This is a genomic window from Planctobacterium marinum (genome assembly GCF_036322805.1).
In the GTDB taxonomy this organism is placed as follows: domain Bacteria; phylum Pseudomonadota; class Gammaproteobacteria; order Enterobacterales; family Alteromonadaceae; genus Planctobacterium; species Planctobacterium marinum_A.
Window position 1 is genome coordinate 4,187,312 of record NZ_AP027272.1, and the last position, 16,739, is coordinate 4,204,050.

The 16,739-nt window shown below is 46.9% G+C and carries 9 protein-coding genes; all 9 read right to left on the reverse strand.

Going from position 1 to position 16,739, the window contains the following annotated elements; genetic code table 11:
- Positions 1-27: 27 nt before the first annotated feature.
- Positions 28-3,975, reverse strand: coding sequence for a YhdP family protein (locus AABA75_RS18415; RefSeq protein ID WP_338294196.1), 3,948 nt, complete (start codon positions 3,973-3,975; stop codon positions 28-30).
- Positions 3,972-5,450 carry a ribonuclease G gene (gene rng / locus AABA75_RS18420; protein ID WP_338294197.1) on the reverse strand — a complete coding sequence of 493 codons (1,479 nt, stop codon included), beginning with the start codon at positions 5,448-5,450 and terminating at the stop codon, positions 3,972-3,974. The genes AABA75_RS18415 and rng overlap by 4 nt, the downstream gene beginning before the upstream one ends.
- The gene (locus AABA75_RS18425) at positions 5,451-6,029 is read right to left on the reverse strand and encodes a Maf family protein (RefSeq protein WP_338294198.1); all 579 of its coding nucleotides are present in this window, start codon (positions 6,027-6,029) and stop codon (positions 5,451-5,453) included. It abuts the gene before it with no gap.
- A gap of 17 nt (positions 6,030-6,046) precedes the next feature.
- Positions 6,047-6,526, reverse strand: a complete 480-nt coding sequence (gene mreD / locus AABA75_RS18430; protein WP_338294199.1) for a rod shape-determining protein MreD — start codon at positions 6,524-6,526, stop codon at positions 6,047-6,049.
- Positions 6,526-7,371 carry a rod shape-determining protein MreC gene (gene mreC, locus AABA75_RS18435; RefSeq protein ID WP_338294200.1) on the reverse strand — a complete coding sequence of 282 codons (846 nt, stop codon included), beginning with the start codon at positions 7,369-7,371 and terminating at the stop codon, positions 6,526-6,528. The genes mreD and mreC overlap by 1 nt, the downstream gene beginning before the upstream one ends.
- A gap of 51 nt (positions 7,372-7,422) precedes the next feature.
- On the reverse strand, positions 7,423-8,466 hold the full coding sequence (locus AABA75_RS18440) for a rod shape-determining protein (protein ID WP_229531281.1): 1,044 nt from the start codon (positions 8,464-8,466) through the stop codon (positions 7,423-7,425).
- Positions 8,467-8,664: 198 nt separating this feature from the next.
- Positions 8,665-15,324, reverse strand: coding sequence for a LamG domain-containing protein (locus tag AABA75_RS18445; protein ID WP_338294201.1), 6,660 nt, complete (start codon positions 15,322-15,324; stop codon positions 8,665-8,667).
- Entirely contained in the window at positions 15,321-15,791 is a 471-nt protein-coding gene (locus AABA75_RS18450) for a type II secretory pathway protein (RefSeq protein WP_338294202.1), read from the reverse strand. The genes AABA75_RS18445 and AABA75_RS18450 overlap by 4 nt, the downstream gene beginning before the upstream one ends.
- On the reverse strand, positions 15,763-16,734 hold the full coding sequence (locus tag AABA75_RS18455; RefSeq protein WP_338294203.1) for a PilW family protein: 972 nt from the start codon (positions 16,732-16,734) through the stop codon (positions 15,763-15,765). Before AABA75_RS18455 ends, AABA75_RS18450 begins: the two co-directional genes overlap by 29 nt.
- Positions 16,735-16,739 lie beyond the last annotated feature (5 nt).

Below are 16,739 nucleotides of genomic sequence, written 5' to 3' on the forward strand. Positions count from 1 at the left end.
GTTTTGCTCTATTAACGCTAAATCAGGTTAGCTACTTTCGGTTTCGCTATTACTATCGCTTTCGCCTACCGGACGTGAGTCAATTAAGTCCTGCGCCCCCGGTTGCTCCAGCTTCTCAGAGTTATCTTGAGTACCGGGGACATCAATATCCGGTTGAGTAGGTGTTGTATTGTTTTTAGCTGGCAGTTCCACAACTTTGCTGGTTTGTTCCAGTAGCGTGATTTGTGGTTCTTTGATGGAACCTGTTAGGGAATACTGGATACCTGATACGACGTTCGCTTGTGTGAACACCTCATCAAAGGCCAATGCCGCTACCGCTGTTGCGGGGTTCACCATCCATGCCACCAGAACTGGTAAACTAGAGGTAATATTGGGTTTTACATCCACAAGGTAATTAATTTGATTATCTTCCAAGTTAGCATAGCCTTTAATATCCACGCCTGCGGCTGCCCCATCAATATGGGTGTCGTCAGTTTTAACTATGCCGTTTTCCACCGAAAAGGTGCCTAGCATTTTGTCGTAGAAAAAGCCTTTGGCAAACACATCTCTGAAGTCCAGCGTGAGCTTACGCATTAATGACTCCAGGCTGAATATACTCAACAAACGCGCGCCTTTATCAGAAATTTCCGTGACATAACCATCACCGAGGCGGAAATCCATTTTTCCGTTCAACTCCCCCATAGAAAAGGCATAGGGACTGCTCTGCCAACTGAAGTCATAATTAATAAGCGCGTCTGAGTCGCGAATACCAGAGTCAAAGTCCAGGTTTTTCAGGAAACTACCGAAGTCATCACTACTAAAATTGCCGGTTAAACGCGTGCTATCGCTCTGCTCTCCAAAGAACCAGTCACCAGTGGCCTGAAATTTACCGTCTCGACTGGTGACATCCAATTTGTCGATTTTCATGCCATTCGCGGAGCGACTCATCGCGGCATCGATTTGCCCCAGTTCGTAACCATTGAAACTGCACTGACGACATGAAAGCGTTACGGGTGGAATGTAGTTGTGATCAAGGCGCTTTTGCTCTGAAGTGCTTTCTTGCCATTTGGCCAGATTGATGTAATCGGCTTTGACCTCTACTCCGTCTTGCAACCAATCTTTGTGCAGTATAACGTCAGCTCTGGCTTGCTCTGAAGCCATTTCCAGTTCCCAAAAAGTATCGCGGTTCTTCGCCAGGATTTCGGCATTACTAAACAGTTGACCAGCCAGTTGCAACTGCTGTGCTTCCACAAATACTCGCTGCGGTGCAGCAATGAAAGCGTGCCCCCCCGAGGGTAAACCTTCCACCAGATCGCCGATAAAGGTATGCCACCGACTGTAGTCCAAAAAGGGTAAATCTGCCGAGACACTGAAACCCAACCCCATACCGACAAAGTTATCACCACCGGCGGATAAATGGGCGCGAGAAAATTGCACCGTATCGTGAGGTAATATGCCGTTGAACTTGACATCTCGTCCCAGCAACATACGCACAGTGGAGGCCTGTTGATCACCTTCACTATCCAGATACACCAATAAGCTAGAGTCCGCCGCTTTGGCTAAAGGTTCAGGTCCTGACAATTCAATCCCCCGCAAATCCGACTGGATTTGCAAGTTGTACTGATAGCCCTGCTGAGGGAGCAATACATTCAACTTACCCTGCCAACCTGTAGTCCCTTGTACATAAGAAGCTAACTGAGGATGTGCTTGAGTGATCAACTCGGGTAAATCCCAAGAACCATTAAATACCACATCCGTAGCATAACCATCGGCTTGTTGGCTCGACGTGGCTTGCAGCGAAAGAGCTTGCCCCAACAGATTTGCGGTTAAATTTTCTGTTTGTAGATTTTCATTAGCAATCAGCAAAGTTCCGGCGACGTCTTGCAAGCTCATATCCAGCGCGGGAATATCTATTCGATTATTGGCAAATTGCACTGTGGCATCCGCCTTAATATCATTTCCGGTAAGCGGAATATGCAATTTTAAATCAGCAGCCAGCTCGCCTCTCACTTTCAGGAAGTCCAAAGCGTTACCTACCGAACTCTGCAAACTGCTGTTCTGGAATAGCTCGGTTAGCTGCATTCCGGTGCCCGCACCATTGGCATTGATCTCAATATATGAATGCTCATCAAGTTGCGGAATAACAGCAATGGCGTTGTGCACCTCAACTCCAGAAATCTGAGCAGATTCACCTTTAATGGTCAGGCTTTCATTCTCGAACAACAGGCTGACATTGGCATTGTCCAATGCTGGCCAGTCTGGTTCGAATTTCAGCTCAAGTTGGTCAATATCAACGGTCGCCTGAAATACCCCTTGCTGCTCGGCAAATGGAAAGTCCTGCATTCGCCCCCGCCACAACACGGCGCCATCAGATACCAAGCCTGCTGCTAATGCCCGGTTTAACCAATTGCGGGTATCGTTGCCCATCAGTTCCGGAAAGTAAGGTTTTAATGTTCCTGTTTCCAAGTCACTCAGTGTCGCAAGCGCGGTTAGTTCTTCGGTTTGCAAATCAAATTGCAGCGACTTTTGCAATTCGAGATCCTGATTCTTAAGGCGTAACTTGGGGATCAGCAATTTTTGCTGATCTAGATCTAACCAGGCTTGCAGATGCAATTCGTCATAAGGCACAACAAAACCCAGCAAATTATTACTGGCCAGGTAGTTATGGCTCGAACGTATGTTAATGCGGCCGATATTATCCAACCAGTATATTTCGCCATCAAGGGCATTGATGCCTGGTACAGACTGTTGCTCTTTTATGGAGAACTGACTGAATGCCAAATGTGCAGCAACGTGTTCCTCTGAGGCGTAAAAGTAAGCCTTGTCGACAGCTATTTGCGGGTCGAAAGCCCGCATTTGTTGTTGCAGAGACTCTCCCAGCAACACACCTGTCAACGGTAATAGCGGAGTGAGGTTGAGCTTATCCTGACTGCTCAGTGTCATTACACCGTTGGTAAACGCCGCACCTTGCCAATTACTGGTAAACACTCTGTCATTGACGATAAGGGATAAGTCATCCAGATTAAAATCCCAACCATTGTTAGTGGGGGTCGCATAAAAACGGCCTTTAACTAACTCCGCTGACACTTGTTCGTCTGAGTCTTTACCTTGCCAGAGGAACTGGCTCTCCTGCAGATTGGCTTGTACGAAGGAAACACGTGTGTTTTCCAATCCTGCCCACAGCTTAAAATTACCGCGACTGCGTTTTATTTCGTATTCAGTGGGTAATAATGCTTTGACCCAGGGAGTAAGATCGAGATCTTCCGCTTCGGCATAAAAGGTGCCGGTAAAACTATCCCGCGAACCATTCAAGTCCAACACAAAACGCGCTGAATTGCGCGCCAACTCCGCCACCCGAAGTTGACCAACCCCCTGGTGACGCTGCTCTTTGTTAAGCCAACTGAGCTGTTGGATCTGAATTTTTTGTTCATCCAGACGGGTGCGCAGCAGTACTTCGCTGTTACTGACAGAAAAGCGTTCCAGCTGCTCAAGGAATAAAGTCTGCAGTGCATCTAACAATGGAAATTGTTCTTCGCCTCGTTCAATACGCGGTAAATCTACCTGCAACTGCATTCCAATAAGATTAAAGCGTTGCGACTGGATTTGCCCTTGTTGCACAGAAGCCCAAAAATCCAGTTCCACCTGAGTTTCATCAATCACAAAAGATAAGGGTGAGTCGGCTTCTCGTCCCATACTGACGTCTTTAAGCACAATTGCCGGACCTTTACCCTTCCATATGGCACTGATATAGCCGATGCTAACATCAACGTTATATTGCTCCTTGAGCAATTGCTCCAGATGATGTTTTTGCGAGTCCATGTAGGGTAAGGAGTAACGTACCAGCGATAGCAGAACCGCCAGTGTTACCAACAGAATGGCCGCCGACATCCAGATTTTTCTGGTGATCCAGGCGGCATAGAAACGCCAATCTCTAATTGTCTGCTGCTCTTTGTTACACAATGGAGCAGACTTGTTTAGTTGTCGTTGTTCGGTCACATCATAACCACGTCATATTTATCCTGGTTATACAACATCTCCGTTTGTACTTTAATTTGTTTACTGATGAAAACTTCCAATTCCGCCAAAACGTGCGACTCTTGGTCCATCAACGCTTCAGCGACAGCGGGTGATGCATAAACTACAAACTTGTCGGCATCATAAGCGCGATTAACCCGCACAATCTCCCGCATAATCTCAAAGCAGATAGTCTCCACGGTTTTAATAGAACCCCGCCCTTTGCACACCGGGCATTCACCACACAAGATGTGCTCCAGACTCTCACGCGTGCGCTTGCGGGTCATTTCCACCAAGCCAAGAGCAGTAAAACCATGAATTTTACTCTTTGCCCGGTCTTTACTCACCGCCACTTCAAGACTGTGTAATACCCGTTTTTGATGGCTAACATCGGTCATGTCGATAAAATCGATAATGATAATGCCACCTAAATTTCGCAAGCGTAACTGTCGCGCTATCGCCTGGGTGGCCTCGATGTTGGTATTGAAAATCGTCTCTTCCAAATTGCGATGGCCCACAAATGCGCCAGTATTGATATCAATCGTAGTCATGGCCTCGGTTTGATCAATGATCAAATAGCCGCCGGATTTCAAATCAACACGTCTTTCCAGAGCCCGCTGCGCTTCGTTTTCTACATCGTATAAATCAAATATCGGCCGTTCACCCGGGTAATATTCCAACAGGCGGTTAAACTCCGGCGCGTACTCTTTGGTAAAATGTTGTAATTCATTAAAAGCCAGTTTGGCGTCGATTCTGATGCGATCCAGCTCTGTGCCCACAAAGTCTCGCAAAACACGACGCGCCAACGGCAAATCTTCGTACAAAACGTTAGACTTTCGCTTTTTTTGTCTTGTTTGTATTTTAGACCACAATCTTTGTAAAAATTCCGCATCAGCGATAAGTTCTTTTTCACCAACGCCTTCTGCGGCGGTGCGCAGAATAAATCCACCTTTGCCGCCAACCGTTTCCATCATGGATTTCAGGCGCTCCCGCTCTTGCTCATCTTCGATCCGCTGTGATACGCCCAGATGTGTTACACCTGGCATAAATACCAGATAGCGGGATGGGATGGTGATGTCCGTTGTGAGGCGAGCACCTTTGGTGCCAATGGGATCTTTGACTACCTGCACCACAATATCCTGGCCATCACGCACCAGCTCGCGGATGTCCTGAGTTTGATTGTGGGTCTTTTTAATTTCTGATTCGTTCACTTCTTCCAATATTTCGTTATGCACGACTATATCGGAAGCATGCAAAAAGGCTGCTTTTTCAAGGCCAATGTCTACAAAGGCGGCTTGCATACCGGGTAAAACACGACTGACTTTACCGCGATAAATGTTACCCACCAGCCCTTTTTTGGTGTGGCGCTCAACATGAATTTCCTGCAGCAAGCCATTTTCGATCAAAGCCACTCTGGACTCTGATGGTGTTACATTAATTAATAATTCACCGCTCATTCAAGCATCCTTCATTTTCTGTAGCAATCGCTTAGTCTCGTATAGAGGCAAGCCAACAATAGCACTATAACTACCGGTAATATGGGTGACATATTGTCCGCCATAGCCTTGAATAGCATAACCACCCGCTTTATCTTGCGGTTCACCGGTGGCCCAATAATCTGAAATCTCCTGCTCGCTTATCTTGGTAAAGCTAACATTGGAGCTAACCTGCTCACTTTCTACCAAACACTGCTGAGACTCAGTGCACCATTTAGCAACCGCAATTGCGGTAATTACCTGATGAGTTTGACCGGACATCTTGCGCATCATTGCATGAAAATCTGTAACATTTTTTGGCTTAAGCAAAATATCATGGCCCAACACCCCTATGGTATCTGAGCCAAGTACTAACAAATCACCTTGGCGCTGCCTCGCCACATACTCGGCTTTTTGTCTGGCCAGTCGTTCCACCAAATCCGTGGCGGACTCTCCAGCCATTGGCGTTTCATCAATGTCAGCCGATTGACGTTCAAACTCAATGCCAATTTGTTGCAATAACTGAGCCCGTCTGGGAGAAGAAGAGGCTAATACAATCATGGTGAACCCAGAATTAATCAGGTGATGCGAAACTGCCGGCGGAGTTTACGCAATAGTGAAAATACCCATGGCCAGATAAGCATGGAGGTAAATACTGGCCACATGTAGGCGAAGATAAAGTCAATATCGTTAAGTAAACGCAACAACCAGAATATCAGCAAGTGATACAGCGCCGCGATTAATCCCACGATGATAGCTTGCTGCCATACTGAATAATTGCGCAAACGCTGGTAATTCATGGCCAACACGTAGGTCACCGCGGTTAACGCCAGACTATGCACTCCAAGTGTCGTGCCCAGTAAGATATCCAGTATTAAGCCATTGAGAAAGGCTACCCCGATACTCACTCTGTGGGGTAACGCCAGGGTCCAATAAGCGATGACCAGCATCAGCCAATCAGGGCGATAAGGATCCACCAATGGCGGCATTGGCATAACCTGGAGCAACAAAGCCACAAGAATACTCAAACCGATAACATAGTGCTTTAAGGCAAACATTACTCACTTGCCTCCGCTACTTGTGACGATTCCGGCCACAACAATAAAAGGTACTTCAACCTGTCGAGTTTAGCGACAGGTTTGGCTTTGACGTAAGCGAATGGTCGAGATTCATCGCGGATCACTTCACTAATTTCCGCCACCGGATAGCCTTGTGGGAAGACATTCCCTAAGCCCGATGAAATCAACATGTCTCCGACGGTCAGGTCGGTACTGTGGGCCACGTGCTCCAGCGTCAGTTCAGTGAGATTCCCCGTTCCGGTGACAATCAACTGAACATTGTTTTTAAGCAGCCGAGTCGGTACTGCGTGGGTAATATCTGAAATCAACAATATACGACTATTGGTAGTGGCTACATGCAGTACCTGGCCCACTACGCCGTGTTCGTCCAGTACAGCTTGACCTTCGTAGACGCCATTAATGGTACCTTTATTGATCACTAACTGATGGCTGTAGGGGTTGTTATCGATAGCCATCACTTCGGCTATCATTTTACGCACACCCTGCTCAGAAACTGAGCCTAACAAAGCCCGTAAATGCTCATTCTCCTGGCGCAAAAAGTTGTTCTGCTGAATTTGCTCGCTCAACAATACGTTTTCGCGCGTCAGGCGCTCATTTTCCTCCAGCAATTGTTGCTGCGTGGTGAGATTGGTGGATGTCCAGTTGAGCATTGCTCCAGGTAGATTGGCAGCATATTGGATAGGGGCAACCAGGCTATTGAGGAAAATGCGGGCACTGCTAAAGCTATCCAGTCGATGGTCCAAAACCATCAACACCACGGATAAAACAATGGCAATTACCAAACGAATGTTAAGAGATGGACCTCTTAAGAAGATAGTTTCCATGAAAGGTCAAAGTGCCTGATAAAAGAAGAGGACCTTCGGCCCTCTTGTTAGTTATTCATAGGTGAACAAGTCACCGCCGTGCATATCGATCATTTCGAATGCTTTACCACCGCCGCGTGCTACGCAGGTAAGTGGATCATCAGCGATAACGACAGGAATTCCCGTTTCTTCCATCAACAGACGGTCGAGGTCTTTTAACAACGCACCACCGCCGGTTAGCACCATACCGCGCTCCGAGATATCAGACGCCAACTCTGGTGGTGATTGCTCAAGTGCCACCATTACCGCAGATACGATACCCGTTAGTGGCTCTTGTAAAGCTTCCAGAATTTCGTTGCTATTAAGAGTAAAGCCTCTGGGAACACCTTCTGCCAGATTACGGCCACGCACTTCAATTTCGCGCACTTCCTCACCGGGATAGGCGGCACCGATTTCGTGTTTGATTCGCTCTGCGGTTGCTTCACCGATCAGTGAACCAAAGTTACGACGAATATAACTAATAATAGCTTCGTCAAATTTATCACCACCGATACGTACCGAAGATGAGTAAACTACACCGTTCAAAGAAATGATCGCCACTTCTGTGGTACCACCTCCGATATCCACTACCATAGAACCCGTCGCTTCTGAAACAGGTAAACCCGCACCTATTGCGGCGGCCATGGGTTCGTCAATCAAATACACTTCTCGCGCGCCTGCGCCCAATGCAGATTCTCTGATGGCACGGCGCTCTACTTGGGTGGAACCACAAGGAACACACACCAATACCCGCGGGCTTGGTCTTAAAAAATTGTTATCGTGTACTTGCTTTATGAAGTGCTGCAACATTTTTTCAGTCACATAAAAATCGGCAATAACACCGTCTTTCATGGGGCGAATAGCTTTTATATTACCCGGAGTCCTGCCCAGCATTCTTTTCGCCGCAGCACCCACTGATGCAACGCTTTTAGGTCCGCCAGCGCGCTCTTGACGAATCGCTACTACTGAGGGTTCATTAAGTACTATCCCGCGATCTTTAACATAGATCAGAGTATTAGCAGTACCGAGGTCGATGGAAAGGTCGTTGGAGAACATTCCGCGGAGTTTCTTAAACATGGAAGGTCCGGTTCCTTTTTAGCAAGTATTGTTATGGCATGTTATGGCGCTAACTTTACCAACGTGCCGCTTGATCAGCAACAGATATGACCACAGAAGTAGCCTATATTCAGGTATTTATTTTAATACGCGTAAAAAAAACGCGAATATGTCTGCAAATTCGCGTTTCTTCACATCTGCGCAACCCAGTTTGTGTAGTTATAAAACTTCTCGCCAGTGAATAACTCTGTCATTACCGCGAACTAAGCCAAACACAAATTCAGCTGCAGGATTGGTACAGGCTAAAGTTTCCATGTTGCTGTCATAGCTCTCAGCATCACACCACTGATACTCCATAAAGTCGAACTCGTCCTCAATGTCATAGCCAAGGAATACCGCTCCTGTCGGATTTTCATCATCAGCGAAGGTAACCGACAGAGTCATAGCTGACACTCCATCACCTAATCCAGCATCTAAGGTGCCGCTACCAGTAATGGAGGGCGTACCGGAAATACCATTGCTAACATTTAATATTTTGATCTGGTCTGCGCTAAAGCTACTACAACTATCCAATGCATTAGTTTTCCAGGTACCAGCGTCGCTTTCCTCAACCGGAGCATAATACTGTGCTTCGAAGATCACTTCTAAAGATGTTTCTGTGGAAACCGCATTCACCACCCTGAAACGCCCTTCACGAATTTCGATCCCCTGCATGACAGCATCGACTGTTAACTCAGCCCAACCGGCATCAACATACAAGTTTTTCACGCCAACGCCATCCAGATCTTTCAATGCATCGGCAGATAGCAAGAACTGAATATTGGTATTACCTTCGTCGGCTCCAGTGCTAACCGGTAATGTTGGGCTACTGACTTTATTAAACAGGATGTTGTCGTTTCTCATCATAAAGCTGAAGGTACCGTCAGACATATCACCTATATCAAACTCTACATTACCCAAAGAGCTACTTACGCTGTTATCATCAGTGCTGTACTGTCTTGATGCGAACTGATTGTCAGCATCAAATCTGAACGAACCTCCGGAAACCGCATCATAGTAGGTGGTTACCGCATTTTTAGCGTTTTTCGCAGTGAATTGCAGTATATGCGGCGTGGTATCATTAATCTCATCATAAGATGGGATTACATCCCCTCGATAGGTGAAGCTACCGCAATAGGGTGCATAATCAAAGGTAGTTTCCAGTGCGAGGTAGCCGGGAATGAACCTGGTAAAGACATAGTCACTTAATTGTGTATTGCCATTTTTCACTAACAGGCTATTGATCACGCCAGTATCCAAATAATCGTTATCTCTGACATCAATCGCAAACTGACCAACCTCGTCCATACTAGCTACTAAAGATGAAGATACACCGTTTGAAAATATAGGCTGCGCAGAAGTAAAAACATTATTGCCAAACTGAGTGAGAATACCATCATCCAGAATGTTGATAATATCTTGATTATCATTCGGGTTAGTGATGGTGAGGTTGGCACGATTTTCCGCTACCTCTTCTGGCGTGTAACGTTCCATGGAAAACGCCAACTCACCGGGAACGTAGTTAGGTACTACATCACCTTCAGCACCATAAGCAGTAACATTGAATTCAAAGTCTTCACCGGCAACATGGGTGTCTCCGATATTGCTACTAAGCTCAAGCCATGCGGGTTTGACCGTAAACTGCTGTTCCGCTGAAACACCTGCAGCCCTGACGTGTAATTTGATTTCGCCCACATCATTAAACTTCAAATCATTGAGTTGCATTTCAACGCCATTGAACATATTGGACACGGTGGTGTAATTTAGCGCCTCTCCACTATCACTGGGACTTAACGACAGAGTCGTGCCACCACTGCTAATTTCAAATGTATTGCCTGAACAGGTAGCTGGGTTGATGCATTCCACCGCGACTTCTAGCGCAACGGGATTTTCCAGAGCCGGGCATGTATCAGGCGATTTGACAATAACTGCGTTGCTGCCCGTAGAGAAAGTTTGTTGAGCTATTTGTGCAGGAATGGCATCTGAGTCACCGCTTTCATCGCGGAAAATGATATCAAGGATGTAATCAAAACTAATTTCACAATTTGATTGTGAGCAGCTATAGCCATTGCTTGCAGCAGGAGAGGCAGAAGCTATCATGAGACGTCCAACTTCAACGTTATTACGCGTCCAGTTATCTACAACGGCGACACCGTTTACCAAAGTTAACGAGCTATCTATTATTCTATATTGACCATCCGACTCATACTGTAAAGCAACGAGCTGGGTACCGGGTACCAATAGGCTGCAGGTCTCATCCTGACATGCTTTTACGGTAATTTCCGTATCAGAACAAATGGAAGCAGGACTCTCGTACTCAATCTGATAGTGATGTACCGAAATCGCACACGGCGATAACTCGGCCATGTCTTGTAAGATGTTGGCTGAACCTTGCACCAGTCGATAGACACGAACATCATCAAACTGCCCGTCCGCTGAATTGCCAGTAGCTTCGGGGAAATAAGTGGTGTGGCGATTGTCACCGATGAACAGTGAATTCATATTACCCAGCACGTTGCTCATATCTGAGGGCACGCCACCTGTTGTGGATTGCACAACACCATTGACGTAAATCTTCATTTCACGGGCGTCCAAATCCCATGTGAATGCCAGATGCACCCAAGTGCCTACCGGATAGTTTACGGCGTAAGCAGTATATATCCTGGCATCTCGGTCGGCCTGGTCTTCCATACCAAATAAGATCTTGCCGTCGTTGGTAATGGTGCCGTAAAAATAAATGGCTGAGTTAGACGCATCAAACAACTGTCTGGCACGACCATTAACCCAAGATTCATTGGCCTGATACCAGAAGGATATCGTACCTTTTGCCCCTATATCATTTTTGGGGTTAATGCCGGTATCAACTGCATTTTGCGCTGAACCGCTGTCGTTTCTCGGGATAGAAACCACCTGACAGGAACCCAGTAAACTTCCACCATTACCGTGCAGAAAGCTCAGATCAGTGCCATTGCTAATGTAATCCGTGCCATTGAAAGCGCCATTTTCGTCGTTCAACGCAACATTGCTAGCACCTTCAAATTTATAATGTGCCAAAGTCGTATCACAAGCGGCGCAGGCATAGTCTTGCTCATACAAAGCTGTTACAAATTCATCATCAGGTTGCGCATCACCGTAGATGCGCAGATCATCAATACTACCTTTGTACCAGTTATCTAATTTCGACGGCTCTGACACCCCATTGCCGGTGGTGGAAGCATTAGCCCCTAAAATAATAGGTTCGGGGTTAGTGGCGATGCCTTGCGACGCGCCGCTGTCGCTATCTCGTAACTGACCATCGATATACAACCGCTTACCGCTATCCCCCCAAGAATACAAAATGTGGTGCCATTGACCTTCTTGAATAACATTAGCCGCTGAAACAATTTCATTTTCACCACTGGTTTGATGTCTGACTCGAATGGCACCGTCGGATTTAACAAACATAGTAAGGTGTTGACCGCCATTATCAGTTCCTTGCGAATCTTTGGAGAAGATGGCTTGTCCCGCGTGAATACTGTCGTCGATATTGGCGTAATCCAGTTCTGGTACATTTATCCAAAGAGAGATAGCCCCTTGCTCAATCGCAAATGCGTCTCTGTGAGGAATATTGATATGCTCATCAATACCTGCAAATCCCACGGCATTACAGAATTTACCCGCTGCAGTTGTAACCCCGTCCATGTAAATACCGTTGTAGCCATTTTCGATATCCACATAACTGCCGCCATCACCATTTAGGGTACAGACATCGCCACCATAGTGGGCAACCAATACCGGATCAGGTGCTTCACATTCCTCACAGGAATCAGGATTTTCCAGTACATACAGTTCGCTGACATCATCACCATCTAACTGACCATCATACATGCGCAGATCATCAATTTGCCCCTTAAACTTGTCTTTAAGATACTCACTGGAGGAGCCATAGTTTTCTGTAACCCAAGCGTTTGCACCCAATATGATGGGCTCCGGGTTCCCCGCTAAACCACGGGTACTGGAATCGCTGTCTACCTCTGCACCATTCAAATACATGTGCATGCCTTCGTTGCCCCAAGTGTAAACCAGGTGGTACCACTGATTGGCCGTAACAGAACCAGAAGCGGCGTAGACATTTTTGTCTTGGGAACTGTTGTTGTAAATCTGATGTCGAGCGCGAATGGAACCATTGCTGTTTAGCCAGATTGTCAGATGATCACCACCGGCATCCCAACCACTAGAATCTTTGGAGAACAGGCCCTGACCACCCTGACCAAGATCTTTACTGTGACTTAAATCTTCGGCTTTAAACCAAAAAGAGAGAGAGCCACTCGCCAGCTCAAAGGTTTCTGCATGAGGGATCAATACATTGGCATCTTCACCGTCAAACTCTAATGCTTGACAGAATTTGCCGTCGTTATCGATATCTGCTCCATCCACCGATTGACCATGATTTCCAGCAACGGCGTCAACCACCTCGCCTTCAGTGCCATTTATGCTACAGACATTATTTTTCCAATGTCCCACCAGAACAGGTTCAGGATCAACACACTCTTCACAGCTGTCGGCGTTCTCTTCAGCGTAAAGTTCAGAAACAGCATTGTCATCCAACTGCCCCTCGTAAACGCGTAAATCGTCCATCTCACCCAGGAATTTATCTTTCAAGTATTGGCTGCTGGAACCGTTGTTTTCGGTGACCCAGGCATTGGCGCCCAAGGTAATAGGTTCAGGATTTCCCGACCAGCCGCGATTGTCAACATTGCTATCCACTAACGTGCCATTGAGGTACATCTTCATACCATAACTACCCCAGCTGTAAACCAGGTGATACCAGGTGTTTTCGCTTATCGCCCCGGTATCGGTATAAAGATTTTTATCGTCACTGGAATCCGTTGTCTGGTGTCTTGCCCGAATTTGGCCGCTGCTCTGCAGCCAGATAGTCAGGTGATGTCCGCCGCTATCCCAGCCACTGGAATCTTTAGAAAACAAGCCCTGACCACCTTGGCCAGAATCACTGCTGTGAGATAAGTCTTCAGCTTTAAACCAAAAAGACAGTGTTCCCGAGTCCAGATCAAACTCTTCAGCGTTGGGAATATTCACATGAGCATCCACGCCATTAAACTTCAAGCTCTGGCAGAACTTTCCGTCGTCTTCGATGCTGGTACCATCCAGCGCCTGACCGTGATTGCTGCTAACCGAATCGATCACTTCATCCGCAGCGCCTGTTAAAGAACAGAGGTTGTTTTTCCAGTGCCCTACTAAAACCGGATCAGGCTCCGGCTCAGGGTTTTCACATTCTTCACAGCTATAGGCAGATAATCCGACCAATTCGTCCACCTGGCTTTGACTGAGCTGCGCATCAAATAAACGTACATCATCCATGCTACCGACAAAATGATCGTAAAGGTCATCGGGATCCGAGCTATTGTTGCCGGAGCGGTGCGCACTGGCTCCTAATATAATGGGTTCTGGGTTGTCCTCTATGCCGTAGGTTTCCGACCGAGAGTCTTCCAGTGTGCCATTGACATACAACTGCATGCCCTCGCCACCCCAAGTGTAAGTAACGTGATACCAAGTATCGTTCACTACCTGAGTAGTGGAGAACATATTGTAGCTATAATCTTCAGATTGATAGCGAGCTCTTATGCGGGTGTCGCCCGGCTCGTAGATCCAAAATGTGAGGCTACCGCCATCATCGCGACCACGAGAGTCTTTAGACAATATCGCCTGACCCCGTCCACCAGCATCTCCGGGATAATTGGCATTTGATGTTTTAAACCAGAAAGACAAACTGCCTTCTTCAAGAGCAAAGCTATTGTCATGAGGTATGTTCACATGACCGGAAACACCATCAAAGCTCACTCCCTGACAATATTGCGCTTCGCTGTCGCTGCTTGCACCACCAATAGTTACGCCATCGACACTGCCCACAGCATCGGGAACAGCAATGGTATTGCCATTAACCGGGCAAAGATCTAAGGGCCAGTGGGCAATGGGGTCCGGTAAGGGTTCATCCGGGTCTGGTCCATCATCCTGGCCACATCCTGTCAAATAGGCGACTTCCGTCTCGTCGTAGTACACAATGGCACTGTCCTTAATATGGATGTCGTCACCATTCAGCGCGCCGCGAACAACGGAATCACGCTCCATTTCTATGTGCTTGTCGGAGTAGATAAAGCCTTTGTAATTCACCCCTTCTTTGAGGTGTACGTCTTTTTCAGCGTAGATAAAAAATTTGCTGGCAGAAGACCAGGAATTGATAGCAGCATTGCGCTCGAAATTGATGTTATTATCCGCATGGATAACGGTAGTATCGCCACCGCCGTGTACAATTTGCCCACCTTCCTTTACGGTAAAGTCGTCAATGTAATAGAGACCGCTGGAAAAGGTAGCAAAACTGTTCTTTTCCATCTCCAGCTTTTTAATGCGATAAATACCATTGGAAGTGGTAAATCTTATCTGGGCGTTTTCTTTAAGAACTACGTTTTTGTAATCCCCTGCCGGAAGCTCACCGGAACTATTCTTATTGATGGTGACGTTGCTACCGTCACTGTCCTGAAAATCACCCAAACTGAAGCTATCGGCCAAACTTCCCGAGGAAACACATCCGGTATTAACACAGCTGGTACCATCGGTTTTATCATCGATATCTAACACATCGATGATGCCATCCGGTATGTATTGCACATTATCCCGGAACAAACCAATCATGGAGTCCCGCTCAAACTTGATTTTCCCTTTGGATTCATGGCTGGCTACGGCATCGGTAAAAACACCTTGAAACACGGTAGCACATTGGCTTGCCAGCGCAGAAGTAGCCCACAGCGACAGTAAAAGAACGGCTATTTGCTTGTTACGAATCATGACTGTACATCCCGACCGTCAATGGCGAGTGTACGGCTAACTACGATACCTTCGCCCTCCAACTCACACATACCCTGGCTTTCAAAGCGATAATAGTTAGTATCGTCCACTTCAGTAACAGTACATAGCGCTATCACCTTGCAGTTTTCCATGCCCGGAATATTGGAAAAGTCCTGCTGCACCCATAAATCCGAATCGGAGCCGTCGGCATCACAACGGCTGGCATCACTGGTTTGTTCAGAGAATACATCCAACACTTTTTGATCCAGGCCGCTACGTGCAGCATTCAATGCACGCAGGCCATACACTTCGTAAACAATACTGGAGGAACTGGTGGCCAATAATTGCGCCATAGACATGCCTAAAAACGCCAAAACCACAATGGCGAAAATACTCATCATCAGCATATTGCCCGATTGTTGCTTCGGGCTGCTGAAATCAGGGCGAGTTTTGCATATGAATTTCATTATTAAACACTACCACTTCGTCATTGCGCTCAAACATCAAGAGTGTGTGAACGATAGAATTGCGTTGCAGACGGGAATCTTCTACGCGGAAAGGAGCTTCATCAAACGGACGGTTGTTATTAAGCTGGCCGTTGGTGATCTCACTGATATCGTTGGTGAGATCTTCTGCCATCAGGACTTTGCTGGCGCCATGGGTTATCTCTAACACATCAATATCAGCGACCTGGTCTTCCAGGATGCCGTAATCAGTCAACATGTATAGATTGTAACTGCCACTCTCCAGCACCAGGCAATAGCTGATGGGGTCGCTAACAATGTAAAAACGTTCTACGGTGGACTCTTCATCAAAGCTGATCTCATCCTGAAATTCCACTTCTTTTAAGCCATCTCTTGAGGAGTCTCTGACATCCTGCACCCGAACTATTCGACCATCGTCATCAGTTAGCTCCGCTTCGCTAACGTAAACCTGGTCGGGATCGGTGGGATAGATCACTACATAGTGGTCTTGTTCGTCAGTGTCATCGTAACCAGAATTAGCACTATTCAATGCGCTCACCATATCTGGCCCTTCAATGGTAGTGATAGGGTCGTCGGCACCAGTGGCAATAGACAGGTAAAAGGTACTCCACTCAATGGGAAAGTACTCCATACAATGGGCGTTTACATCTTGCCCTGGAGGCTGATTAGCGGCAACGCGAATACTGTTGGGCAGTGCGTAGCGAATAGCACGGTTTAAACGCTCAACCGTATAGCGGCTACGAGAGAGAATATCGTCACGCTCAGCAGTATCCACGTACATTTGAGTGCTGTTGCCGATAAAGTTGGTCACCCCCAGTGATACAATCCCTAAAATCACTATTACCGCTACCATCTCAACGAGCGTGAAACCAGAATGGCGTTTTGAAATGTAGGCTTGTGGTCGGGCGTTGTTTAGTTCATTCATACAAC

Coding starts and splice junctions, on each gene's coding strand:
- rng (WP_338294197.1), bottom strand. CDS start 5,450: ATGAGCGGTGAATTATTAATTAATGTAACACCATCAGAGTCCAGAGTG.
- AABA75_RS18425 (WP_338294198.1), bottom strand. CDS start 6,029: ATGATTGTATTAGCCTCTTCTTCTCCCAGACGGGCTCAGTTATTGCAA.
- mreD (WP_338294199.1), bottom strand. CDS start 6,526: ATGTTTGCCTTAAAGCACTATGTTATCGGTTTGAGTATTCTTGTGGCT.
- mreC (WP_338294200.1), bottom strand. CDS start 7,371: ATGGAAACTATCTTCTTAAGAGGTCCATCTCTTAACATTCGTTTGGTA.
- AABA75_RS18440 (WP_229531281.1), bottom strand. CDS start 8,466: ATGTTTAAGAAACTCCGCGGAATGTTCTCCAACGACCTTTCCATCGAC.
- AABA75_RS18445 (WP_338294201.1), bottom strand. CDS start 15,324: ATGATTCGTAACAAGCAAATAGCCGTTCTTTTACTGTCGCTGTGGGCT.
- AABA75_RS18450 (WP_338294202.1), bottom strand. CDS start 15,791: ATGAAATTCATATGCAAAACTCGCCCTGATTTCAGCAGCCCGAAGCAA.
- AABA75_RS18455 (WP_338294203.1), bottom strand. CDS start 16,734: ATGAATGAACTAAACAACGCCCGACCACAAGCCTACATTTCAAAACGC.